Origin of the sequence: Paenibacillus sp. FSL H3-0333 (assembly GCF_038002805.1) — a bacterium.
Classification (GTDB): domain Bacteria; phylum Bacillota; class Bacilli; order Paenibacillales; family Paenibacillaceae; genus Paenibacillus_AQ; species Paenibacillus_AQ silagei.
Genome location: NZ_JBBODG010000001.1, coordinates 1333582 through 1357422 on the forward strand (window position 1 = coordinate 1333582; position 23841 = coordinate 1357422).

Consider the following 23841-nt stretch of genomic DNA (forward strand, 5'->3'; position numbering starts at 1 on the left):
CGGCAGCACCCTTTCGGGCTTGGAAATGCCAGCCAAACACGTTATGATGGGAGTATACGTGAAAGAAAGACAGGAGCCGAAAGCATGTCAAACAGTGTTGGCGTCGTTATCGTAGCGGCAGGCAGAGGAACCCGGATGGGAACGGCAGAGAGCAAGCAATATTTGCTGCTGCAGGGCAAGCCAATTATCGTGCATACCCTGGAGGTATTCCAGCGGCATAAGCTGATCTCCGAGATTGTGCTTGTCACCGGGGAAGAGGATGTGCAGCGCTGTAAGCAATGGGTACAAGCCTTCAAGCTGGATAAAGTGGCTGCGGTCATTCCCGGGGGAACGGAGCGCCAGCATTCGGTACGCCGCGGACTGGATGAACTTAAGACCCATTGGGTCATGGTTCATGACGGGGTAAGGCCGTTCGTACAGGACAGCGAGATAGAAGCTTGCTACGAGCGGGCGCAGTCCGCTGGAGCGTCGGTGCTTGCAGTACCGGTTAAGGATACGATCAAGCAGGTCGACAGTGAAGGCAAGGTGCTGTCAACGCCGGATCGGCGAAGTCTGTGGGCGATTCAGACCCCGCAGACTTTTCGTTTGTCCGATCTGCTGTCCGCCTATGAGGAGGCAGAGCGGGACGGTTTTCTCGGGACAGATGATTCCAGTCTGGCGGAACGCAGCGGCATTACCGTGTCAGTTGTAGAAGGAAGCTACATGAATATTAAGATCACGACGCCGGAGGACTTGGATTTCGCTGAATTCACAGTAAGAAGCAGGGGAGAGGAACACAGATGATTGCTGTAGGACAAGGATTTGACGTACACCAGCTGGTCGAGGGAAGGCCGTGTATTATCGGCGGAGTGACGATTCCTTATGAGAAGGGGCTGCTGGGGCATTCCGATGCGGATGTGCTGCTGCATGCGGTAAGCGACGCTATACTGGGAGCGCTGGGCCTTGGGGATATCGGCAGACATTTTCCCGATACCGATCCGGCCTTCAAGGATGCAGACAGCCTGAAGCTGCTGGAGCAGGTATGGGCACTTGCGCGTGAGCGCGGATACCGGCTGGGGAATATCGATTCAACCATCATAGCGCAACAACCGAAGATGGCACCTTATATTCCGCAGATGACGGAGATTATTGCCCGCACGCTGAACGCTGACGTATCGAAGGTGAATGTAAAAGCAACAACGACCGAGCAGCTTGGCTTCGCAGGGCGCGGAGAGGGAATTGCCGCCCAATCTATTGTTTGTCTGCTGCAAGATGTGATATCATCGTGAGATGGCTTTAGCGTAAGTAAAGGCCTGATTTCAACCAATATGAAGCGGAGGGAAACCCATGGCGGATCAAGTTCGGGTGCGTTACGCACCGAGCCCTACGGGACATTTACATATCGGAAATGCCAGAACAGCCTTGTTTAACTATCTGTTCGCCCGCAATCTGGGCGGCAAATTCATTATCCGGATCGAAGATACGGATCTTAAGCGCAACATTGCAGAAGGTGAAGAGAGCCAGCTGAAGTATTTGAAGTGGCTGGGAATCGATTGGGATGAAAGCGTGGATGTAGGCGGCGAATACGGGCCTTACCGCCAGACTGAACGTCTGGATCTGTACCGTGTCTACTGGCAGGATCTGCTGGACCGCGGCCTGGCTTACCGCTGCTATTGCACAGAGGAAGAGCTGGAGGCTGAACGCGAGGAGCAGACGGCACGCGGCGAAACCCCGCGTTATTCCGGCAAACACCGTAATCTGACCGAGGAGCAGCGCCTGGCCTTTGAGGCAGAGGGACGCGTGGCCAGCATCCGTTTCCTTGTTCCGGAGGACCGCACTTATACCTTCAATGATATCGTAAAAGGCAGCATTTCGTTCAACAGCAAAGAAATGGGTGACTTCGTCATCGTGAAGAAGGACGGTATTCCGACCTATAACTTCGCTGTAGCGGTGGACGACCATCTGATGGCTATCTCCCATGTGCTGCGCGGAGAAGATCATATCTCCAATACCCCGCGCCAGCTCATGATTTATGAGGCACTGGGCTGGGAAGCTCCGCTCTTCGGACATATGACGCTGATTGTCGGCGATGACCATAAGAAGCTGAGCAAACGGAATGAATCGATCATTCAGTTTATTGAACAGTACGATCAGCTCGGCTACCTGCCGGAAGCTCTATTCAACTTCATCACTCTGCTGGGCTGGTCGCCTGAGGGTGAAGAGGAGATCTTCACCAAGGAGGAGCTGATCTCGATCTTTACGGCGGACCGCCTGTCGAAGAGCCCGGCAGTGTTCGATACGAACAAGCTGGCGCATTTGAACAATCACTATATCAAGCATGCCGATCCTAAGCGGATTGCTGCACTTGCCATTCCTCATTTGCAGAAGGCGGGCCGTCTGCCTGAGGTGCTCAGTGAGGAGCAGCAGAGCTGGGCGGAGAGCCTGGTTGCACTGTACCAGGAGCAAATGACAGCTGCGTCGGATATTGTCGTCCTCTCCGAGCTGTTCTTCCGCAGCCACCTGGAGCTGGAGACCGAAGCGGCAGGGGTGCTTGCCGAAGCTCAGGTTCCTGAAGTGCTGTCCGCATTTCTGGCCAAAGTGGAGGCTGCCGAAGATTTCAGCGCCCCGCATATGGCTGTTCTAATCAAGGAAGTGCAGAAGGAGACTGGTCACAAAGGCAAAGCGCTGTTTATGCCGATTCGTGTCGCTCTTACCGGACAGATGCATGGCCGCGACTTGAATGCAACGATTGCGCTGCTTGGCCGCAGCCGGGTGATCGAACGCCTGAAATCACAAATCAAAGGCGCTTAGGGCAGGGACATGCAAGGGGAGAAGACCCTTGTCAGTTCTGCGGCTTTTCGCTAAGATAGAAGAATATAAGAATAGCTGGGATCAGGAAAAGTAGGCGTATAAGGGCAATTACCAGAGAGAATAACCGCTTAAGGGCAAACGCCCTTGCAGGCTGGGAGTTATTCATTTGTCTGCCGCTGAAGATGCACCTGTGAGCTGCGTGGTTGAATGTCCTTGTGCGGGGCTGTAGACTGTGCCGGGCTGTCGCCGTTACTGACACCAAGAGGAACACCGGATACAGCGGCTGCGAAGTTTAACAGCTCTGGCATATACGAATGTTCAAGCAGAGTGGGACCGCGGTTAAACGTCTCTGCAGCTATCATGCTGCAGGGGCGTTTTTTGTTGAAATATAAGAATGTAACTTGAAATATAGCATCCAAAGAAGAGGGGAACCGCGATGTTTAAGCATATCAAGTCGGACATTCGGGCAGTATTCGACAATGATCCCGCTGCCCGCAGCAGGTTCGAGGTCGTCTTCACCTACGCCGGGCTTCATGCGATCTGGGCACACCGGATGGCCCACTCTTTTTACAAACGCCGTTGGTTTACCCTGGCACGCATGGTCTCTCAGATCAGCCGGTTCATGACGGGAGTGGAGATCCATCCGGGCGCGGTCATCGGCAGCCGGTTGTTTATTGACCACGGAATGGGTATTGTCATTGGTGAGACCTGTGAGATTGGCGATGATGTTATTATCTATCAGGGAGTTACACTTGGGGGGACCGGCAAAGAGAAAGGCAAGCGGCACCCTACCGTCGGCAACAATGTAGTCATCGGCTCTGGTGCCAAAGTACTGGGTTCCTTCCGGATCGGCGATAATTCTAATATCGGCTCTAACGCAGTCGTGCTGCGTGAAGTGCCTAACAACAGCACGGTAGTCGGCAATCCCGGGCGTGTGGTTAAGCGTAACGGCGAACGAGTATCAGACCGGCTGGATCATACCAAGATGCCTGACCCGCTGATTGATTCCCTCAAGTTCCTGCAGAAGGAAATCGAGGAGCTAAGAGAAAAGATGGGTGCTGAAGATAAGCAGAAGCAGGAACAGCGGCGACTCGAAAGCCAGCAATATATCGGCGATTACGAAATTTAAGAGTACCGGCATTTCAGAAATCCGGGGACAATAGAAAGGGTTGGGACAAGAATGGCTTTGCACATTTACAACACAATGACGCGCACGAAGGAAGAATTTGTACCGCAGGAGCCGGATAAGGTGAAGATGTACGTCTGCGGACCCACGGTCTACGGCTATATGCATATCGGGAATGCAAGACCGGTCATTGTTTTTGACATGGTGCGCAACTACCTGGAGACGCTTGGTAATGAGGTCCGCTATCTGACAAATTTCACCGATGTGGATGATAAAATGATCCGCAAGGCGGAGGAGCTGAACATCACCGTAGCCGAGGTTGCCGAAATGTTCATTGCCGCCTACCAGGAGGATCTGGCCGGGCTGGGCGTGAAGCCGGCGACGATGAATCCGCGCGTTACGGAGAGCATGGACACGATTATCGAGTTCATTAAGGAGCTTGAAGACAAAGGCTACGCGTATGAGAACGGCGGAGATGTGTATTACCGTACCGGGAAATTTGCCAATTACGGCAAGCTGTCCCGCCAGAATCTGGAGGAGCTGCGCTTCGGTATCCGTGTCGAGGTGGATTCGCGCAAGGAGAACCAGGAGGATTTCGTACTCTGGAAGGCAGCCAAGCCGGGCGAAGTGCACTGGTCCAGTCCATGGGGAGAGGGCCGTCCAGGCTGGCATATTGAATGCTCGGCGATGGTGCGTGAATATTTGGGTACAACGATCGACATTCACGGCGGCGGAGAGGATTTGAAATTCCCGCATCATGAATGCGAATGTGCCCAGACCGAAGCGCTGACGGGTGAACCGCTGTCGAATTACTGGATGCATAATGCTTTTCTGAATATCGGTGACGAGAAAATGTCAAAGTCGCTGGGGAATGGCCTCCTCGTGAAGGATATCCGCGCGCGCTTCAAGCAGGGTGCTATCCGTTACTTCATGCTATCCAGCCATTACCGCAATCCGCTGAACTTCACCGAGGAAGCATTGCTGTCTGCTGAGAAAAGCGTAGAGCGGATCGCTCTGGCTGAAGGCAATGTGAAGCATCGCCTTGAGCTGGCGGCGGAGGGGACAAAGGGTGAAGCAAGTCCGCAGGTTACGGAGCGGCTGGCCGCTATCCTTAGCAGCTTCCATGCGCGGATGCAGGATGATTTCAATACACCGGACGCTATTACGGCGGTGTTCGACTGGGTGAGCCTGGCGAACCTTACGCTTGCTGATCCTGAGGCGAATCCGGCTAACTTCGCCGCGCTGCTGAAGGCTTTTACCGAGATGAATGCGGTGCTTCGCCTCACGGTAGAGGCTGAGGAAGAAGTGGCAAGCGAAGAGGTGGAACGCCTGATTGCAGAGCGTGTGGAGGCGCGCAAGAACAAGAACTGGAGCCGGTCGGATGAAATCCGCGATGAGCTGAATGCGCTGGGAATTCTGCTGGAAGATACTCCACAGGGAATGCGGTGGCGGCGCAAATGAACGGGCTGTTTGATCTGAACTGCGCCTGGTTCCCGTATGAACCCTCTAAGCCTGCCCATCTGCTGCCTCCAATCGTTCTTGCTTATGCAGGTGACGCTATCTACGAAATTGCAGTCCGGCAGTATCTGATCTCGCTGCCTAATTTGCGCCCCCAGCATCTGCACCGGTCGGCGACCGGACTGGTCTCCGCCAGAGCTCAGAGCAACATTCTTGCTTATCTGGACCCAGTGCTCACCGAGGATGAGAAGGATGTGGTCAGACGGGGGCGCAATGCCAAATCCGGCAGCATTCCCAAAAATGCGGATGTGCTGGAATACCGCCACGCCACTGCTTTTGAATGCATGATCGGCTATTTATATTACACAGGACAGCAAGCAAGAATCCAGGAGCTTGTTCACAGCAGTATCGAATATATGATGCACCGCCCCAAGTGAGTATACAGAACAGGAGATAAAACAATGGAAGAATTGAGAACTGAAGAGGAAATACTGGCAGGCAAGCATTCGGTGCTTGAAGCCCTTAGAGCGGGACGTACACTCAACAAAATATGGATCGCCGAAACTGCACAGAAGCACCTGACCGCACCTATCGTTGCGGAAGCGCGCAAGGCGGGCATTGTCATTCAGCATGTAGACAAGCGCAAGCTGGATCAGCTTGCACCGGGCGTTCAGCACCAGGGAGTGGTGGCGCAAGCGGCGCCTTTTGCCTATACAGAGGTTGCTGATATTCTGGCGATAGCTGAAGCTAAGGGAGAACCGCCGTTTCTGCTCCTGCTGGACGAAATTGAAGATCCGCATAACCTCGGGTCTATCCTGCGTACGGCTGACTGCACAGGTGTGCACGGAGTCATTGTGCCGAAGCGCCGCTCTGCGCAGATTACAGCTACCGTATCCAAGACCTCGGCTGGTGCAGTCGAATATGTGCCTGTGGCCCGCGTAACGAATCTTGGACAGACCATTGACCGGCTGAAGGAGCTGGGAGTCTGGGTAGTCGGCACGGATGTGGATACCGATCAGAATCTGTTCGGATCTGATATTGTCACCGGGCCGGTAGCAGTGGTGATCGGCAATGAGAACAAGGGGATGGGCCGCCTGATCCGTGAGAAATGCGATGTGCTGCTTAAGCTGCCGATGGCCGGAAGAATCAACTCTCTGAATGCTTCAGTAGCAGCGGGCGTAATCATGTACGAGGTACTCCGCCGCCGCCAAGAACAGGGATAACTATGGCAGACTGGCGCGATATCCTGCTCGTGGACGGATACAACATGATCGGCGGCTGGCCGGAGCTTGCGGCATTGTCGCAGACCGGTATGCAGGGGGCACGCGACCGGCTGCTCGATATGCTGGCCGATTATCAGGCGTTCTCCGGGCTGCGCGTCATTGCCGTATTCGATGCCTACCGTGTGCCGGGACTGGGCAGGTCGTTTGAACAAGGGAAGATCCAGGTCTTCTTCACCAAGGAGAAGGAAACGGCAGATGAATGCATCGAACGGTTGGTTGGGGAATTCACGCACCGCCGCAGACAGATCTCGGTAGCCACCAGCGATTTTGTGGAGCAGCATGTCGTTTTTGCCCAGGGCGCACTCCGGATTTCAGCCAGGGAACTGAGGCTTGAGATTGAGGAGAACCAGAAGCAGGTGAAGAAGGCGATCGAGCCGGGAAGCGTGAGCGGGACCCGTCATTCGCTTGAAGACAAGCTGCCGCCGGAGACACGTAAACGGCTGGAGGACTGGCGCAGACAGTAGGACAGAAATAGCAGTTGCCCCTCACAAGGAAATGACATAATATGTTATTGAAGATTGTTTTTGGACAAATCCGGTTGACGGTGTAAGGTAACATAATATATACTGTTCCTATATTTCGAGAAGTAACGATGTGTCTTGCGTTGCAGCCGGGGGGATTCTTGGTGAGTGTCGACCTCAAGGAATTAATGCTGTCCGAGTATGATTTCATAAGTGATGAAGAAATTGTCGAGATCTTCCGTGGTGGCGACAGTGGCGCATTGGAGCATTTAATTAACAAGTACCGTAATTTTGTGCGTGCCAAGGCCCGTTCCTATTTTTTGATCGGGGCAGATCGTGAAGATATTGTGCAGGAAGGCATGATTGGCTTATACAAGGCCATCCGTGACTTCAAGGGTGACAAGCTGTCATCGTTCAAGGCCTTTGCCGAGCTGTGCATCACCCGTCAGATTATAACCGCCATTAAGACCGCTACCCGCCAGAAGCATATTCCGCTTAATTCATATGTCTCGTTAGACAAGCCCATCTATGATGAGGACTCCGACCGGACATTGATGGATGTGATATGCGGAAGTCAGGTGCTGGACCCGGAAGAGCTGATTATCAACCAGGAGGAGTTCATCGGACTGGAAGATAAGATGGCTGAGATTCTGAGTGATTTGGAACGCAAGGTTCTGATGCTCTATCTGGACGGACGGTCCTATCAGGAGATTGCCGAGGATTTGAAGCGGCATGTAAAGTCCATTGACAATGCCTTGCAGCGAGTGAAACGTAAATTGGAAAGATATCTGGAAGTGCGTGACAATTAATGATATAATGACTAGGAAGGCTCGGGACTCGAGTCTTTTTTTAGTGTCCGCTAGATTTGGATACGGCGAATTTGCGATGGGTGAAGCGTTGGAGGATGGCAGGTTTATACACAAGCGAATTGCAGCATAATGATTATGGATGACAGCTAGCGGTAAAAGAAGAAGCAGGATCAAAGATGACTTATGGCATAAGGCTACAGCACCCGGAATTACCCAGTGCGATGGGGGAAACTTTCGTTGACACAGACATTGATATTATGCTAAAGTGTTTTAGGTAGGCCTAAATTCGCGGCTTTTTTTTGAATCAATATCTACGTCTTCTAATTTGATGATTAGAAGTACGTCTTCGGGAGGTGCACATCATGCGGGTAATTATCACTTTGGCTTGTACAAGTTGCAAACAAAGAAACTATGCAACAACCAAAAACAAGCGAAATCACCCCGACCGCTTGGAGATGAAGAAATTTTGCAAGTTCTGTAACGAGCAAACTCCTCATCGCGAAACCAGATAGTCTTTTGGAGGTGTAGTCGGCGTGAAACGTAGTTTCAAGTCTTTGTTTTCCTTTTTCACTGAGAGCTGGAGTGAACTCAAAAAGGTTCGCTGGCCTAGCCGTAAAGAACTGAAGAACTATACATTGATCGTTCTCGGTACAATTGTAGTTATTTCGCTTTACTTCTGGGTTCTGGACATCGGTATTTCCGCTGTGATTGAAGCGATTATTTAGAGAGGTCCCAGGTGGCTTGATATGGAAAAAAGATGGTACGTTGTTCATACCTATTCCGGGTATGAGAATAAGGTCAAGGCCAATTTGGAAAAACGCGTTGAGTCCATGGGCATGGAAGACAAAATATTCCGCGTTCTTGTTCCTATGGAAGAAGAGCTGGTAAACAAGGATGGCAAGAAGAAAACTGTCATGCGCAAAGTTTACCCTGGTTACGTTTTGGTCGAAATGGTTCAGACTGATGATTCCTGGTATGTTGTCCGCAATACGCCGGGCGTTACCGGATTTGTCGGTTCAACTGGTTCGGGCTCTAAGCCTACCGCTCTGCTACCCGAAGAGGTTGAACAGATTCTGAAGCATATGGGCATGGTTGAACCTAAAGCGAAGATTGATTTCGAAATTAAGGAATCCGTACGTATTATGGTCGGTCCATTTGCGAATTTTGTGGGCTCCGTGGAAGAAATTTTGGCAGACAAAAGCAAGATCAAGGTACATGTCAACATGTTTGGACGGGAAACCCCGCTGGAGTTGGATTTCACTCAAGTGGAGAAGATATAACAAGCACAAGGGTTTCTTGTGGGAGAATGCTGTTTAGCATTCGAATACCACTATTTACGCAAGGAGGTGTCACTCATGGCTAAAAAAGTTATTAAAATGGTGAAACTGCAGATTCCTGCAGGGAAAGCGAATCCAGCGCCTCCAGTAGGTCCGGCGTTAGGTCAAGCGGGTGTCAACATCATGGCATTCTGTAAGGAATTCAACGCTCGTACTGCCGACCAGGCTGGTCTGATCATCCCGGTTGAAATTACAGTATTTGAAGACCGTTCGTTTACCTTCATCACCAAAACTCCTCCGGCTGCTGTTCTGCTTCGCATCGCTGCAAAAGTAGAAAAAGGCTCCGGTGAACCAAACAAGAAAAAAGTAGCGAAGCTGGGCCGCGCAGCGGTTCGTGAAATCGCTGAAACCAAAATGCCCGATCTGAACGCTGCATCTGTTGAAGCTGCAATGCGTATGGTTGAAGGTACTGCCCGCAGTATGGGAATCACAATCGAAGACTAATATGTATTCGATGAACCGGTCATTCATGACCGCAATATGTGGGAGGAATTTCCGCTAACACCACAAAGGAGGAACATTTCATGGCTAAACATGGTAAGAAGTACCAAGAATCCGCGAAGCTGATCAACAGCGAAGCGACTTACGAGCCTTCAGAAGCTGTAGAGCTTGTGAAAAAGGCGGCAACTGCCAAATTCGACGAAACCGTTGAAGCAGCAGTTCGTCTGGGTGTAGACCCGCGTAAACAAGACCAGGCAGTTCGTGGTGTTGTTGTCCTGCCTCACGGCACAGGCAAAACTCAACGTGTGCTTGTATTTGCAAAAGGTGAAAAAGCGAAGGAAGCGGAAGCTGCTGGCGCTGATTTTGTTGGTGATGCTGATATGATCAACAAGATTCAACAGGGCTGGTTCGAATTCGACGTCTGCGTAGCTACACCTGATATGATGAGCGAAGTCGGTAAACTGGGTCGTCTGCTCGGTGGTAAAGGTCTCATGCCTAACCCTAAAGCAGGTACAGTTACTTTCGACGTTACCAAGGCTGTTCAAGAAATCAAAGCCGGTAAGATCGAATACCGTCTTGACAAAGCGGGCCAAATTCACGCGCCAATCGGCAAAGTGTCTTTCAACGCTGAACAACTGAACGAGAACCTTAAAGCTCTTATGGACGCTCTGAACCGTGCGAAACCGGCTGCTGCCAAAGGTGTATACCTTAAAGGCATCGCTATTTCGTCCACAATGGGACCTAGCGCTCGTGTGAACGCGGCTGCTTTCAGATAATTAAAGGTTGACTCCTAGAGTTATCTTTGATAATCTATAACAGTTGTAAACATTAAGGTGATCAATCTTAAATGTGAATATGCTTACCGTAGACAGTAGGTGCCGTAGGGCTTAATTTCCTACCGAGGTGTTGTGATAGAAACAAAAAGTGCCAGGCTCGCCTGATTAACTTTCCGTTTTATCAAGCCTTCGTGAATCTGCGGAGGCTTTTCTAATGCCTGCGTAGGAACGGCGGGGTTTCTCCGGAGTAACCGCCGTGACATAAATTTTCAGGAGGTGTATATAATTGGCAAATGCAAAAGTAATCCAAGCTAAACAGGATGCGGTTGATGTTGTGACTGGCAAACTGCAGAACAGTGTCTCCACTGTTGTTGCAGACTACCGCGGATTGAACGTATCGCAAGTGACTGAACTGCGTAAGCAGCTTCGTGAAGCTGGCGTTGAGTTTCAAGTCCTGAAGAACACATTGCTTCGCCGTGCAACTGCGGCAGCTGAGCTGACTGATCTGGACGCTGTCCTGACGGGTCCTACAGCGATCGCATTCAGCGAGACTGATGCGGTGGTAGCAGCTAAGATTCTGAATGACTTCGCTAAGAAGAACGACGCTTTGAAACTGAAAGGCGGCGTTGTAGAAGGTAAAGTTATCGATGCGGACCAACTGAAAGCACTGGCTGAACTGCCATCCCGCGATGGTTTGCTCTCCATGCTGCTTAGCGTGCTTCAAGCTCCAATGCGCAACTTCGCGCTTGCAGTTAAAGCTGTTGCTGAGAAAGAAGAACAAAGCGCGTAAGCCTTTGCTTCCTGCTTCATAATCAAGACCACAAACCAATTCAAATATAATGGAGGTTCAATCATGAGCAAAGAAACAATCTTAGAAGAAATTAAAGGCATGAGCGTACTGGAACTGAACGACCTGGTAAAAGCAATCGAAGAAGAATTCGGCGTAACTGCAGCAGCTCCAGTAGCAGCTGGCGGCGCTGTAGCAGCTGTTGAAGCTGAACAGTCCGAATTCGACGTAATTTTGACAAGCGCTGGCGCTTCCAAAATCAACGTTATCAAAATCGTTCGCGAAATCACAGGTCTTGGCTTGAAAGAAGCTAAAGAAGTTGTAGACAACGCTCCAAAAGCAATCAAAGAAAAAGTAAGCAAAGAAGAAGCCGAAGCTACCAAAGCAAAATTGGAAGAAGCAGGCGCAGTTGTAGAAGTAAAATAAGTTGATTCAATAGGTACTGCCCCGGAGCAGAAGTCATTCTCTCCGGTTTCCGCAACCCCCTTGAACTTGTTCAAGGGGGTTGCTCTATAAGGGAGCCTTGCAGGTATATGTAGTTCAACGTGAAAGGGAGGATGGTATGTCGCAGCATTATTACTCGCAGCAGCCGGAAGCGCGTCATGACAGACGCAGCATCGATACGGAGCTGAGAGGCAAACGCCTCCGCTTTACCAGCGACGCCGGTGTTTTTTCTAAAGGAGATATTGATCATGGAAGCCGTGTTCTGATTGAGGCGATGGAGATTCCGGAGGATGCGAAGGTACTGGATGTGGGTTGTGGTTACGGGCCTATAGGGATTAGTGCGGCGCATCTCGCTTCCAAGGGACATGTGACGATGATTGATATCAACAGCCGTGCGGTAGAGCTTGCCCGCGAGAATGCGCAGCATAATGGAATCCGCAATGTTACGGTGATGGAAAGTGATGTGCTATCGGTAGTAAAGGGGCAGGCCTTTGATGTGATTCTAACCAACCCGCCGATTCGCGCCGGCAAGGCCGTAGTGCATGCGATTTTTGAACAGGCGTATGATCATTTGAATGAGGGCGGTTGTCTGTGGGTTGTCATTCAGAAGAAGCAGGGTGCGCCGTCGGCGGTTGCCAAGCTGGAGAGTATGTTTGCGGTGGTAGAAGAAGTAGGGAAAGACAAGGGATATAGAATCTTAAAAGCTCAGAAATAAATAATAATACTCATTGACATGCGATGTCCATAGTGGTATTATTATAAAATGTCAGTATTAAGCTAGGCTCCATGTCTTTAGTTTGCTGAAATGTCAAGTGATATATTGTCGCCCGGTAAGCGCATGCCGCACGGCAGGTTTTTGCGAATTCCGTTCTCTATGTTCCTGTCACGGCGAAGGTCGCCGGGGCAATAGATAATAGCGCATGAACTGTAGCCTGGTGACGTATAATACGCACGTTTTGGGCAAATCTACTGGATAAGGAGTATTTTGGCCGTGGATAGATGTGCTCTTTTTTCGAAAGATTTCGATAAGGGGCTTTTCTGTATTTATGGCTGAATCCTTGTGTTATGGTTCCATTATACGGGTCCAAACAAGGGTTCGCAATCAATTTTTAAGTGAGTAGACATGAGGGGTGAGTAAAGTTGGCAGGACATCTTGTTCAGTATGGTCGACGCACTCGGCGGAGCTATGCGAGAATTAACGAGGTACTCGAGGTCCCGAACCTGATCGAGATCCAACAAAAATCTTATGATTGGTTTTTGGAGGAAGGATTGCGGGAAATGTTCCAGGACATCTCGCCGATCCAGGATTTCACAGGGAATTTGGTACTAGAGTTCATTGATTACAGCCTGGGTGAACCGAAGTACACGGTTGACGACGCTAAAGAGCGGGACGTAACATATGCAGCACCTCTGCGTGTGAAGGTGCGTCTCATCAATAAGGAGACCGGTGAGGTTAAAGAGCAGGAAGTGTTCATGGGAGATTTCCCTCTGATGACGGAAACCGGCACTTTTATTATCAATGGTGCGGAACGGGTTATTGTCAGCCAGTTGGTTCGCTCTCCAAGCGTCTATTTCAGCACAAAAGTGGATAAGAACGGCAAAAAAACTTACACCGCCACAGTAATTCCAAATCGCGGAGCCTGGCTGGAGCTTGAGACCGACGCTAAGGACATCATGTATGTCCGTATCGACCGGACTCGTAAGATCCCGGTAACAGTCCTCTTGCGTGCTCTGGGCTTCGGCAGTGATGCTGAAATTCTGGAACTGCTTGGCAATGATGAATATATTCGCAACACGCTGGATAAAGACAACACGGATTCCACGGAGAAGGCGCTTATTGAAATCTACGAGCGTCTGCGTCCGGGCGAACCACCTACACTTGATAATGCCAAGAGCTTACTGGTCGCACGTTTCTTTGACCCGAAGCGTTATGATTTGGCCAATGTAGGCCGTTACAAAATCAACAAAAAGCTGCATATTAAGAATCGTCTGTTCAATCAGCGTCTGGCACAGCCTTTGGTTGATGAATCTACCGGAGAAATCCTGGCAGAATCCGGCCAAATGGTGGACCGCCGCCTGCTTGATGAGCTGATTCCTTATTTCGAGAAGAGTATGGCTGCCAAAAACTACCGTGTAACCGGCGGTGTAATGGACAGCGAAGATATTCCGCTTCAGACCATTGACGTATTCTCGCCAATCGAAGAAGGCCGTATCATCAAACTGATCGCCAATGGCAACATTGATAAATCGGTTAAGCATATTACTCAGGCTGATATTATATCCTCAATCAGCTACTTTATTAATTTGCTGCATGGTATCGGCAACACGGATGATATTGACCATCTGGGTAACCGCCGTCTGCGTTCTGTAGGTGAGCTTCTGCAGAATCAGTTCCGGATCGGTCTATCCCGTATGGAGCGGGTAGTCCGCGAGAGAATGTCGATTCAGGATGCCAATGCGATTACACCGCAGGCGCTGATCAACATCCGTCCGGTTATCGCATCCATCAAAGAGTTCTTCGGCAGTTCGCAGCTGTCCCAGTTCATGGATCAGACGAACCCGCTTGCCGAGCTTACGCATAAGCGCCGTCTGTCTGCACTCGGACCCGGCGGTCTGACTCGTGAACGCGCAGGCTTTGAAGTCCGCGACGTCCATCACAGTCACTATGGCCGTATGTGTCCTATCGAGACTCCGGAAGGTCCGAATATCGGTCTGATCAACTCCTTGTCCACCTTCGCCCGCATCAATGAATACGGCTTTATCGAAGCTCCGTATCGTTGGGTAGATCCGAAGACAGGCAAGGTAACTGAGCAAATCGATTATCTGACTGCCGATGAAGAAGATAACTATGTAGTTGCACAGGCGAATGTACTGATCGATGAGGATGGCTCCTTTAAGGAAGACCAGGTTATCGTTCGTTACAACAAGGATTCAGACAACATCACTACTATGCCTAGCAACCGTGTAGACTACATGGACGTTTCGCCAAAACAGGTCGTATCGGTCGCAACGGCGCTCATTCCGTTCCTTGAGAACGATGACTCCAACCGCGCACTGATGGGATCGAACATGCAGCGTCAGGCTGTTCCGCTTCTTATTCCTAAGGCTCCGCTTGTAGGGACAGGGATGGAGCATAAGTCTGCTAAAGACTCCGGCGTATGTATTGTCTCCAAATATGACGGTATTATCGAACGCTCCTCTGCCAATGAAATCTGGCTGCGCCGTGTTGAGGCAGTTGAGGGCAAGGAAGTCAAAGGCGATATCGTTAAATATAAATTACACAAATTCATGCGTTCGAACCAGGGTACCTGTATTAACCAGCGTCCACTGGCTAAACGTGGGGATATCGTCAAAAAAGGTGACATCCTGGCAGATGGACCTTCCACAGAAATGGGCGAACTTGCGCTTGGCCGCAACGTAGTCGTTGCGTTCATGACTTGGGAAGGCTACAACTACGAGGATGCGATCCTGCTGAGTGAGAAGCTGGTGAAGGAAGATGTATACACTTCGATCCACATCGAGGAATACGAATCCGAAGCCCGTGATACGAAGCTCGGACCTGAAGAGATCACACGTGATATTCCTAACGTCGGTGAAGAGGCGCTCCGCAATCTGGATGAGCGCGGAATTATCCGTATCGGTGCGGAAATCAATGCCGGCGATATTCTGGTAGGTAAGGTTACTCCGAAGGGTGTAACTGAGCTGACTGCTGAGGAACGCCTGCTGCATGCGATCTTCGGTGAGAAGGCCCGTGAAGTTCGTGATACCTCCCTGCGTGTTCCGCATGGTAGTGATGGTATTATCGTTGACGTCAAAGTATTCACACGTGAGAACGGCGATGAGCTGCCTCCTGGCGTGAATCAGCTGGTTCGTGTCTACATCGCCCAGAAGCGTAAAATTTCTGAAGGTGACAAGATGGCCGGACGTCACGGTAACAAGGGTGTCGTTGCCCGTATTCTGCCAGAAGAAGATATGCCGTTCCTTCCTGACGGTACGCCGGTACAGGTTGTCCTGAACCCGCTGGGCGTTCCTTCCCGTATGAACATCGGACAGGTGCTTGAAGTCCATATTGGTATGGCTGCACTGCGTCTGGGTATCCACGTGGCTACTCCGGTATTCGACGGAGCCCGTGAGTATGACGTGTTCGATACGATGGAAGAAGCCGGTATGCAGCGTAATGGTAAGACTGTGCTGTATGACGGACGTACAGGCGAGCGCTTCGAGCGTGAGGTTACTGTCGGCGTCATGCACATGATCAAGCTTGCGCACATGGTTGACGATAAGATTCATGCCCGTTCCACAGGTCCTTACTCACTCGTTACACAACAGCCACTGGGCGGTAAAGCTCAGTTCGGCGGACAGCGTTTCGGGGAGATGGAAGTGTGGGCGCTTGAAGCTTACGGCGCGGCGTATACACTGCAAGAGATTTTGACCGTGAAATCCGATGATGTGGTCGGCCGTGTGAAAACGTACGAATCCATTGTCAAAGGTGAAAATGTTCCAGAACCGGGTGTACCGGAATCGTTCAAGGTATTGATCAAGGAACTGCAGTCGCTCGGGATGGATGTCAAAATCCTCAGCGGTGACGAGCAGGAGATCGAGATGAAGGAACTGGACGATGAGGACGAGACGTCAGGCGATAAGCTGAGCCTCAATTTGGAAGGCGCAGAAGTCGGCATAGAGTAGTTCACCAGCAAGCCAATAATTTCATTACACAAAGGACCATGCCCTCTGTTGACTTCAGCGTCAAGAGAGGGCTGTGGTACTAAATCAGGATATAGGTTAAGGAGGGTTGCTCCTTGTTGGACGTTAACAATTTTGAATTTATGAAAATCGGGCTCGCTTCCCCGGAAAAAATTCGTTCTTGGTCCCGCGGAGAAGTTAAAAAACCGGAAACCATTAACTATCGTACATTGAAACCGGAAAAAGAGGGTCTCTTTTGCGAACGTATTTTTGGACCGCAAAAGGACTGGGAATGTCACTGTGGTAAATACAAACGCGTCCGTTATAAGGGCGTAGTGTGCGACCGCTGCGGCGTGGAAGTTACCCGCGCTAAAGTCCGCCGCGAACGTATGGGCCACATCGAACTGGCAGCTCCTGTATCTCATATCTGGTATTTCAAAGGTATTCCAAGCCGTATGGGTCTGGCGCTGGATATGTCTCCTAGATCGCTCGAAGAGATTATCTACTTTGCATCTTATGTTGTAACTGATCCAGGGGAAACTCCGCTGGAGAAGAAGCAGCTGTTGTCCGAGAAAGAATACCGCAGCTACCGCGAGAAATATGGCTACGGATTCCAGGCCGGCATGGGTGCAGAAGCTGTCAAAAAGCTGCTTCAGGATATCGACATCGATAAAGAGCTGGAATTCCTCAAAGAAGAGCTGCGTACCGCTCAAGGCCAGCGCCGCAACCGGGCAATCAAACGTCTTGAAGTCATTGAGGCCTTCCGCAACTCCGGCAACAAGCCTGACTGGATGATCATGGATGTACTCCCAGTTATCCCTCCGGAGCTTCGTCCAATGGTTCAGCTTGATGGCGGCCGTTTTGCTACGTCTGACCTTAATGACCTGTACCGCCGTGTAATTAACCGGAACAACCGTCTGAAAAGACTGCTGGACCTCGGCGCACCTGACATTATCGTGCAGAATGAGAAACGGATGCTTCAGGAAGCTGTAGATGCCCTGATTGACAACGGCCGCCGCGGCCGTCCTGTAACAGGACCAGGTAACCGTCCGCTCAAATCGCTCAGCCATATGCTGAAAGGTAAACAGGGACGTTTCCGCCAGAACTTGCTCGGTAAACGTGTTGACTATTCCGGCCGTTCGGTTATCGTCGTAGGACCTTACCTGAAGATGTACCAATGCGGTCTTCCTAAGAAGATGGCACTGGAGCTGTTCAAACCGTTTGTAATGAAAGAACTGGTTAACAAAGGGCTAGCCCACAACATAAAGAGCGCGAAGCGTAAGGTTGAGCGCGTAAGTCCTGAAGTATGGGATGTGCTTGAAGAGGTAATCAGAGAGCATCCGGTTCTGCTGAACCGTGCCCCAACGCTGCATAGACTGGGTATCCAGGCGTTCGAACCGATTCTGGTAGAAGGTCACGCGATCCGTCTTCACCCGCTCGTATGTACGGCTTACAATGCCGACTTTGACGGTGACCAGATGGCGGTACACGTTCCTCTGTCCGCTGAGGCTCAAGCTGAAGCCCGTATTCTCATGCTGGCGTCCGGTAACATCCTGAACCCTAAGGACGGCAAGCCGGTCGTTACCCCTTCCCAGGATATGGTCCTTGGTACGTTCTACCTGACCATGGACAACAAGGAAGAAAAGGGTACCGGGATGATCCTGCGTAACGTGAATGAAGCGGTCTCTGCTTATCAGCGCGGAACTGCAGGTCTGCATGCACGTGTTGCTATTCCTGTTAAGGCTCTGGGTAAAACCAGCTTCACAGAAGCGCAGCAGAATGCTCTGCTGATCACTACTGTGGGTAAGATTATCTTCAACGAAATCTATCCAAGCAGCTTCCCGTATATCAACGAAGCTACCAAAACTAACCTGCTGCAGGGAACTCCTGAGAAGTACTTCATCTATGAAAAGGGTGCGGATGTCCGCGAACTGATCATGGCGGCTCCGGAAGCCAGTGCTGTAGGTAAAGAATATCTGGGCCTCATTATCGCCCGCTGCTTTGAGACGTATCACACCACCAAGACTTCAGTGATTCTGGATAAAATTAAGCAACTCGGCTTTACGTACTCTACACGTTCCGGTGTTACGGTTGCCGTATCGGATGTTATCGTGCCTGAGGAAAAAGCTACCATTCTTAAGGAATCCGAAGCTAAGGTTGATGTGGTTGCGAATCAATACCGCCGTGGTCTGATTACCAATGATGAGCGGTATGACCGCGTTATCGAGATTTGGTCGAAGACCAAGGATGATCTGACTAACGTATTGCTTAAATCAATGGACCGCTTCAACTCCATCATGCTCATGGTCGACTCCAAGGCGCGTGGTAACAAATCGCAGATCACCCAGCTCGGTGGGATGCGTGGTCTGATGGCAACACCTTCGGGCCGAATCTTTGAATTGCCAATCAAAGCGAACTTCCGTGAAGGCCTAACCGTCCTCGAGTACTTTATCTCCACTCACGGAGCGCGTAAAGGTCTGGCCGATACAGCGCTGCGTACAGCGGATTCCGGGTACCTGACACGCCGTCTGGTTGACGTAGCGCAGGATGTTATTGTCCGTGAAGAAGATTGTGGTACTGATAAAGGCTTCATGGTTAGCCGGATTCAGGATGGCAAGGAAGTCATTGAGGATCTCTACGACCGTATTGAAGGCCGTTATTCCTTCGAGACCGTCCGTCATCCTGAGACGAAGGAAATCATCGTTCACCGTAACGATCTGATTGACTCGGATAAGGCTGAAGAAATCGTGAATGCTGGCGTGACCAAGCTGCAGATCCGCTCTGTACTCAGCTGCCGTGCCCGTCACGGTGTCTGCAAGAAGTGCTACGGACGTAACCTGGCAACAGGTAAATTCGTGGAAATCGGGGAAGCTGTCGGTATTATTGCCGCACAATCCATCGGTGAACCGGGAACACAGCTTACCATGCGTACGTTCCATACCGGTGGTGTAGCCGGAGACGATATTACGCAAGGTTTGCCGCGTATCCAGGAGCTGTTTGAAGCCCGTAACCCTAAAGGTCAGGCTACAATCAGTGAGATTGACGGGGTAGTTAAGGAAATCCGTGAAACCAAGGACCGCCGCGAAATCGAAGTCCAGGGTGAAGCAGAGTCCAAAACGTATTCCATCACTTACGGCTCCCGTCTGCGTGTCAGCGAAGGCCAGGAGATTGAGGCCGGCGATGAATTAACAGACGGTTCAATTGACCCTAAAGAAATGCTGCGTATCAAAGGGATCCGCGGGGTACAGAACTACATTCTGCAAGAAGTACAGCGTGTATACCGTAACCAGGGCGTTGAAATCAATGATAAGCACATTGAAGTTATGATCAAGCAGATGCTGCGCAAAATCCGCATTATCGATGCCGGAGATACCAGTCTCCTGCCGGGTGCATTTGCGGATATTCATGAATATGAAGCAGCCAACAAGGAAGCCATTCTTGCCGGAAATGAACCAGCAGTCGCCAAACCGGTTCTGCTCGGGATCACCAAGGCCTCCCTGGAAACTGATTCATTCCTGTCTGCGGCATCCTTCCAGGAAACTACGCGCGTCTTAACAGATGCAGCTATTAAGGGTAAAGTGGATAAGCTGCTCGGTCTGAAAGAGAATGTAATCATCGGTAAGCTGATTCCTGCAGGAACTGGCATGAATCGTTACCGTAATGTGAAGCTGAGCGACCCGAATGCTGAGAGCAGTGAAGAAGCTTTAGAGCCGGTACCCGCTGAATAATTGAATACTCATGGCAAGCAGTATTCGCGTCACGCAGAAATCTGGCGTGACGCGGCTGTCTGCTGTGATTATTAATAAATTTATTGTCGTTTTTCTTGACATCATGTGCTGAGGATGCTAATATGTCTAAGGTGCGTGAGTAGTCTTGTCATTCTTATTCAGTGGAGGTAATGATTTTCATGACTGATGACAGAGGGTTACAGGATGCTCAGGTCAAGATCGGTTCCAAGCAAACCGTCAAGGCGGTGGAGTTGGGCCAAGCCGCAGAAGTCTATGTGGCAGAGGACGGAGATCAACGGCTTACTTCCAGAATTGTAATGCTTTGCAACAAACAAGGTGTGAAGGTCACTTATGTGGACACAATGCTGAATTTGGGCAAGGCCTGCGGTATAGAAGTTGGTGCTGCGATGGCAGCCGTCTTAAAACAATAGCAGCAAGAGAACGTTTTTGTACCGGGGTACACTTCGGCAGCAAGGACTTTTCATTTGTCTTTTTATGAACCACCTGGGTCTGTGGACTTAATGTTTGTAAATTGACTATCATTTCAGGAAGGGGGTGGCACAACATGCCAACTATTAATCAATTGGTTCGTAAAGGCCGTCAAGCCAAAATCGAAAAATCCAAATCTCCCGCTCTTCAAAAAGGGTTCAACGCCCTCAAGCGTGAGGCTACAAATTTGAGCTCTCCGCAGAAACGCGGTGTATGCACTCGTGTAGGCACAATGACTCCACGTAAACCAAACTCAGCACTTCGTAAGTATGCCCGTGTTCGTCTGACGAACCGTCTTGAGGTGACTGCTTACATTCCGGGTATCGGACACAACCTTCAAGAGCACAGTGTAGTATTGCTGCGCGGAGGTAAAGTTAAGGACCTTGCAGGAGTTCGTTACCACATCGTTCGTGGTGCACTGGATACTGCAGGTGTTGCTAACCGGATGCAGGCTCGCTCCAAGTATGGTGCGAAACGTCCTAAAGTCAAGAAATAAGATGAGCTTATCAGAATAATAACCATATAAGAAAGGGGGATATCCATGCCACGCAAAGGTCCAGTTACTAAAAGAGATGTATTGCCAGATCCATTGTATAATAGCAAGTTGGTTACTCGTTTGATCAACCGTATTATGCTGGGTGGTAAAAGAGGTGTCGCTCAAAGCATTTTGTACAATTCGTTCAAGTTGATTCAAGAACGTACAGGTAAAGAGCCGATGGAAGTTTTCGAAGCTGCCATCAAGAATATCATGCCTGTATTGGAAGTTAAAGCTCGTCGTGTCGGCGGTGCTAACTACCAAGTACCTATTGAGGTTAAACCTGAAAGACGTACTGCTTTGGGATTACGTTGGCTTGTAAACTACTCACGCAACCGCGGTGAGAAGACTATGGAAGAGCGTTTGGCGGCTGAGATTATCGATGCTTCCAACAACACAGGCGCTTCTGTTAAGAAACGTGAAGATACACACAAAATGGCTGAAGCGAACAAAGCGTTTGCTCACTACCGTTGGTAGGATCAAAGTCATTCAAATAACTTCTATTTTGAAAGGAGATCCAATTCATGGCAAGAGAGTTCTCCTTAAAAAATACACGTAATATCGGGATCATGGCGCATATTGATGCTGGTAAGACTACTACCACTGAGCGGATTCTTTTCTACACAGGCCGTACGCACAAAATCGGTGAAGTTCACGAGGGTGCTGCTACAATGGACTGGATGGAACAAGAACAGGAGCGCGGAATCACGATTACTTCCGCTGCTACAACTGCTGCATGGAAGGGTCACCGCATCAATATCATTGATACCCCAGGACACGTTGACTTCACCGTTGAAGTTGAACGTTCCCTGCGTGTATTGGATGGGGCAGTTGGTGTATTTAGTGCGAAAGAGGGCGTAGAACCTCAGTCCGAAACCGTATGGAGACAGGCTGACCGTTACAACGTTCCACGGATCGCATATGTGAACAAAATGGACATTATCGGTGCGGATTTCCTTAACGTTATCGAAACGATGCGTGATCGTCTTCAAGCCAATGCAGTTGCTATTCAACTGCCAATCGGTGCAGAAAATGATTTCGCAGGTATCATCGACCTCGTTGAGCAAAAAGCACATATGTTCAGAGATGATTTGGGCCAAAATATTGAAGTTACGGATATTCCGGAAGAATATTTGGCAAAGGTTGAGGAACTGCGTCTCGAGCTGATCGAGAAAGTTGCTGAACTTGATGAAGATCTGACTATGAAGTACCTGGAAGGCGAAGAAATTACTATTACGGAAATCAAAGCTGCTCTGCGCAAAGGCGTAGTTGAAGTTAAAATTTTCCCAGTAATTTGCGGCTCTTCCTACCGGAACAAAGGGATTCAGCTTATGCTGGATGCTGTTGTTGATTACTTGCCTTCACCTTTGGATGTACCGGCTATTACGGGTCATCTGGAGGATGGAACAGAAGCGGAACGTCATCCTTCGGATGAAGAGCCATTCGGTGCCTTGGCATTTAAGATCATGACAGACCCTTATGTTGGTAAACTCACGTTCTTCCGTGTATACTCCGGTATCCTGGAATCAGGTTCTTATGTAATTAACGCTACTAAGGGCAAACGTGAGCGTATTGGGCGTATCCTGCAGATGCATGCGAACAGCCGTCAAGAAATCTCCATCGTTTACGCTGGTGATATCGCGGCAGCCGTTGGTCTGAAGGACACTAGCACAGGCGATACACTCTGCGACGAGAAGCATCCGATCATTCTGGAATCCATGAACTTTCCAGATCCGGTTATCGAAATCGCAGTCGAGCCAAAAACCAAAGCTGACCAAGATAAACTGGGTGTTGCTCTCGGAAAGTTGACTGAAGAGGATCCTACTCTTCGTGCTCACACTGATGAAGAAACAGGCCAAACCATCCTGGCAGGTATGGGTGAGCTTCACTTGGACATCATCATCGACCGTATGCGTCGTGAATTCAAAGTAGAAACCAATGTGGGTAAACCGCAGGTTGCCTACCGCGAAACGTTCAAGGCATCTGCCCGCGTAGAAGGCAAGTTTGTTCGCCAATCCGGCGGTCGCGGTCAGTACGGTCACGTTTGGGTTGAGTTTGAACCCCTCGAGCCAGGTACTGGCAGCCAATTCGAAAGTAAAGTTGTCGGTGGTTCTGTACCTAGAGAATACATCGCTCCTGCACTTGCCGGTATTGAAGAGCAAATGAAGAACGGCGTTATTGCAGGCTTCCCGCTTGTTGACGTTAAAGCTACCATCGTAGATGGTTCTTACCATGATGTTGACTCCAACGAAATGGCGTTCAAAATTGCCGGTTCGATGGCGCTTAAAGCTGCAAAAGACAAATGTCAACCTGCATTGCTTGAGCCAATCATGAAAGTGGAAGTAACTGTTCCTGAGGAATACATGGGCGATGTAATGGGTATGCTGAACTCCCGTCGCGGTAGAATCGAAGGTATGGATTCCCGTGGTGGAGCGCAAATTATCCGTGCGAAGGTGCCTTTGTCCGAAATGTTCGGATACTCCACAACACTCCGTTCCGGTACTCAAGGACGCGGCGTATTCTCAATGGAGCTTTCTCACTATGAAGAAGTACCTAAATCCATTGCTGAAGAAATCGTAGCCAAGAACAAAGGCGGAGAATAAGCTTGATTTTTAACTTGCCGTCCGGGTATAACACATAAGTCACCTTAGAACTGCAAATAGGCGGACGGCTCAAATATATGGACCCCACAAT

General features: G+C 50.1%; 23 protein-coding genes and 1 other annotated feature. All 23 genes read left to right on the plus strand.

What is annotated here, in order from left to right; genetic code table 11:
* Positions 1–84 precede the first annotated feature (84 nt).
* Positions 85–783, plus strand: coding sequence for a 2-C-methyl-D-erythritol 4-phosphate cytidylyltransferase (ispD, locus tag MHH78_RS05860; RefSeq protein WP_076081727.1), 699 nt, complete (start codon positions 85–87; stop codon positions 781–783).
* The gene (gene ispF, locus MHH78_RS05865; RefSeq protein ID WP_076081728.1) at positions 780–1268 is read left to right on the plus strand and encodes a 2-C-methyl-D-erythritol 2,4-cyclodiphosphate synthase; all 489 of its coding nucleotides are present in this window, start codon (positions 780–782) and stop codon (positions 1266–1268) included. The genes ispD and ispF overlap by 4 nt, the downstream gene beginning before the upstream one ends.
* Before the next feature lie 58 nt (positions 1269–1326).
* Complete coding sequence (gene gltX / locus MHH78_RS05870) at positions 1327–2790, plus strand: glutamate--tRNA ligase (RefSeq protein ID WP_341166884.1); 1464 nt, start codon at positions 1327–1329, stop codon at positions 2788–2790.
* 436 nt (positions 2791–3226) lie between these two features.
* Positions 3227–3919: a serine O-acetyltransferase gene (gene cysE / locus MHH78_RS05875; protein WP_036721878.1), complete on the plus strand. Its 693-nt coding sequence runs from the start codon at positions 3227–3229 to the stop codon at positions 3917–3919.
* A gap of 51 nt (positions 3920–3970) precedes the next feature.
* The gene (gene cysS / locus MHH78_RS05880; protein WP_341166885.1) at positions 3971–5377 is read left to right on the plus strand and encodes a cysteine--tRNA ligase; all 1407 of its coding nucleotides are present in this window, start codon (positions 3971–3973) and stop codon (positions 5375–5377) included.
* On the plus strand, positions 5374–5811 hold the full coding sequence (locus tag MHH78_RS05885; RefSeq protein ID WP_341166886.1) for a Mini-ribonuclease 3: 438 nt from the start codon (positions 5374–5376) through the stop codon (positions 5809–5811). Before cysS ends, MHH78_RS05885 begins: the two co-directional genes overlap by 4 nt.
* A 24-nt stretch (positions 5812–5835) precedes the next feature.
* Positions 5836–6597, plus strand: coding sequence for a 23S rRNA (guanosine(2251)-2'-O)-methyltransferase RlmB (rlmB, locus tag MHH78_RS05890; RefSeq protein ID WP_076081731.1), 762 nt, complete (start codon positions 5836–5838; stop codon positions 6595–6597).
* 2 nt (positions 6598–6599) lie between these two features.
* Positions 6600–7121: an NYN domain-containing protein gene (locus MHH78_RS05895; RefSeq protein ID WP_036692346.1), complete on the plus strand. Its 522-nt coding sequence runs from the start codon at positions 6600–6602 to the stop codon at positions 7119–7121.
* Positions 7122–7282: 161 nt separating this feature from the next.
* Positions 7283–7927: an RNA polymerase sporulation sigma factor SigH gene (gene sigH / locus MHH78_RS05900; RefSeq protein ID WP_036692348.1), complete on the plus strand. Its 645-nt coding sequence runs from the start codon at positions 7283–7285 to the stop codon at positions 7925–7927.
* Positions 7928–8289: 362 nt separating this feature from the next.
* The gene (rpmG, locus tag MHH78_RS05905) at positions 8290–8439 is read left to right on the plus strand and encodes a 50S ribosomal protein L33 (RefSeq protein WP_074086515.1); all 150 of its coding nucleotides are present in this window, start codon (positions 8290–8292) and stop codon (positions 8437–8439) included.
* Between the two features lie 21 nt (positions 8440–8460).
* Entirely contained in the window at positions 8461–8652 is a 192-nt protein-coding gene (secE, locus tag MHH78_RS05910; protein WP_036692354.1) for a preprotein translocase subunit SecE, read from the plus strand.
* Positions 8653–8673: 21 nt separating this feature from the next.
* A complete protein-coding gene (gene nusG / locus MHH78_RS05915; RefSeq protein WP_020427084.1) occupies positions 8674–9207 on the plus strand; it encodes a transcription termination/antitermination protein NusG in 534 nt (177 codons plus the stop codon).
* A gap of 75 nt (positions 9208–9282) precedes the next feature.
* Positions 9283–9708, plus strand: a complete 426-nt coding sequence (gene rplK / locus MHH78_RS05920; protein WP_019908208.1) for a 50S ribosomal protein L11 — start codon at positions 9283–9285, stop codon at positions 9706–9708.
* 80 nt (positions 9709–9788) lie between these two features.
* Entirely contained in the window at positions 9789–10481 is a 693-nt protein-coding gene (gene rplA, locus MHH78_RS05925) for a 50S ribosomal protein L1 (protein ID WP_036692357.1), read from the plus strand.
* Positions 10482–10549: 68 nt separating this feature from the next.
* Positions 10550–10703: a sequence feature (ribosomal protein L10 leader region), on the plus strand.
* Between the two features lie 64 nt (positions 10704–10767).
* Positions 10768–11271, plus strand: a complete 504-nt coding sequence (gene rplJ, locus MHH78_RS05930) for a 50S ribosomal protein L10 (RefSeq protein ID WP_036721864.1) — start codon at positions 10768–10770, stop codon at positions 11269–11271.
* 63 nt (positions 11272–11334) lie between these two features.
* Complete coding sequence (gene rplL, locus MHH78_RS05935) at positions 11335–11694, plus strand: 50S ribosomal protein L7/L12 (RefSeq protein ID WP_036692360.1); 360 nt, start codon at positions 11335–11337, stop codon at positions 11692–11694.
* Between the two features lie 136 nt (positions 11695–11830).
* Positions 11831–12427 carry a class I SAM-dependent methyltransferase gene (locus MHH78_RS05940; protein ID WP_076081732.1) on the plus strand — a complete coding sequence of 199 codons (597 nt, stop codon included), beginning with the start codon at positions 11831–11833 and terminating at the stop codon, positions 12425–12427.
* Positions 12428–12852: 425 nt separating this feature from the next.
* Complete coding sequence (gene rpoB, locus MHH78_RS05945) at positions 12853–16398, plus strand: DNA-directed RNA polymerase subunit beta (RefSeq protein ID WP_036721858.1); 3546 nt, start codon at positions 12853–12855, stop codon at positions 16396–16398.
* Between the two features lie 113 nt (positions 16399–16511).
* Positions 16512–20123 (plus strand): DNA-directed RNA polymerase subunit beta', encoded by a 3612-nt coding sequence (rpoC, locus tag MHH78_RS05950; protein ID WP_036721855.1) that lies wholly within the window; start codon positions 16512–16514, stop codon positions 20121–20123.
* Positions 20124–20302: 179 nt separating this feature from the next.
* A complete protein-coding gene (locus MHH78_RS05955) occupies positions 20303–20554 on the plus strand; it encodes a ribosomal L7Ae/L30e/S12e/Gadd45 family protein (protein WP_036692367.1) in 252 nt (83 codons plus the stop codon).
* A gap of 134 nt (positions 20555–20688) precedes the next feature.
* Entirely contained in the window at positions 20689–21108 is a 420-nt protein-coding gene (gene rpsL / locus MHH78_RS05960; protein WP_341166887.1) for a 30S ribosomal protein S12, read from the plus strand.
* 45 nt (positions 21109–21153) lie between these two features.
* Complete coding sequence (gene rpsG, locus MHH78_RS05965; protein ID WP_020427074.1) at positions 21154–21624, plus strand: 30S ribosomal protein S7; 471 nt, start codon at positions 21154–21156, stop codon at positions 21622–21624.
* Positions 21625–21671: 47 nt separating this feature from the next.
* Entirely contained in the window at positions 21672–23750 is a 2079-nt protein-coding gene (gene fusA, locus MHH78_RS05970) for an elongation factor G (protein ID WP_341166888.1), read from the plus strand.
* The last annotated feature ends 91 nt before the right edge of the window (positions 23751–23841 follow it).

Coding starts and splice junctions, on each gene's coding strand:
- rplL (WP_036692360.1), top strand. CDS start 11,335: ATGAGCAAAGAAACAATCTTAGAAGAAATTAAAGGCATGAGCGTACTG.
- rlmB (WP_076081731.1), top strand. CDS start 5,836: ATGGAAGAATTGAGAACTGAAGAGGAAATACTGGCAGGCAAGCATTCG.
- ispD (WP_076081727.1), top strand. CDS start 85: ATGTCAAACAGTGTTGGCGTCGTTATCGTAGCGGCAGGCAGAGGAACC.
- rpsG (WP_020427074.1), top strand. CDS start 21,154: ATGCCACGCAAAGGTCCAGTTACTAAAAGAGATGTATTGCCAGATCCA.
- rplK (WP_019908208.1), top strand. CDS start 9,283: ATGGCTAAAAAAGTTATTAAAATGGTGAAACTGCAGATTCCTGCAGGG.
- ispF (WP_076081728.1), top strand. CDS start 780: ATGATTGCTGTAGGACAAGGATTTGACGTACACCAGCTGGTCGAGGGA.
- MHH78_RS05885 (WP_341166886.1), top strand. CDS start 5,374: ATGAACGGGCTGTTTGATCTGAACTGCGCCTGGTTCCCGTATGAACCC.
- nusG (WP_020427084.1), top strand. CDS start 8,674: ATGGAAAAAAGATGGTACGTTGTTCATACCTATTCCGGGTATGAGAAT.
- rplA (WP_036692357.1), top strand. CDS start 9,789: ATGGCTAAACATGGTAAGAAGTACCAAGAATCCGCGAAGCTGATCAAC.
- rpsL (WP_341166887.1), top strand. CDS start 20,689: ATGCCAACTATTAATCAATTGGTTCGTAAAGGCCGTCAAGCCAAAATC.
- MHH78_RS05940 (WP_076081732.1), top strand. CDS start 11,831: ATGTCGCAGCATTATTACTCGCAGCAGCCGGAAGCGCGTCATGACAGA.
- cysE (WP_036721878.1), top strand. CDS start 3,227: ATGTTTAAGCATATCAAGTCGGACATTCGGGCAGTATTCGACAATGAT.
- gltX (WP_341166884.1), top strand. CDS start 1,327: ATGGCGGATCAAGTTCGGGTGCGTTACGCACCGAGCCCTACGGGACAT.
- cysS (WP_341166885.1), top strand. CDS start 3,971: ATGGCTTTGCACATTTACAACACAATGACGCGCACGAAGGAAGAATTT.
- fusA (WP_341166888.1), top strand. CDS start 21,672: ATGGCAAGAGAGTTCTCCTTAAAAAATACACGTAATATCGGGATCATG.
- MHH78_RS05895 (WP_036692346.1), top strand. CDS start 6,600: ATGGCAGACTGGCGCGATATCCTGCTCGTGGACGGATACAACATGATC.
- rpmG (WP_074086515.1), top strand. CDS start 8,290: ATGCGGGTAATTATCACTTTGGCTTGTACAAGTTGCAAACAAAGAAAC.
- MHH78_RS05955 (WP_036692367.1), top strand. CDS start 20,303: ATGACTGATGACAGAGGGTTACAGGATGCTCAGGTCAAGATCGGTTCC.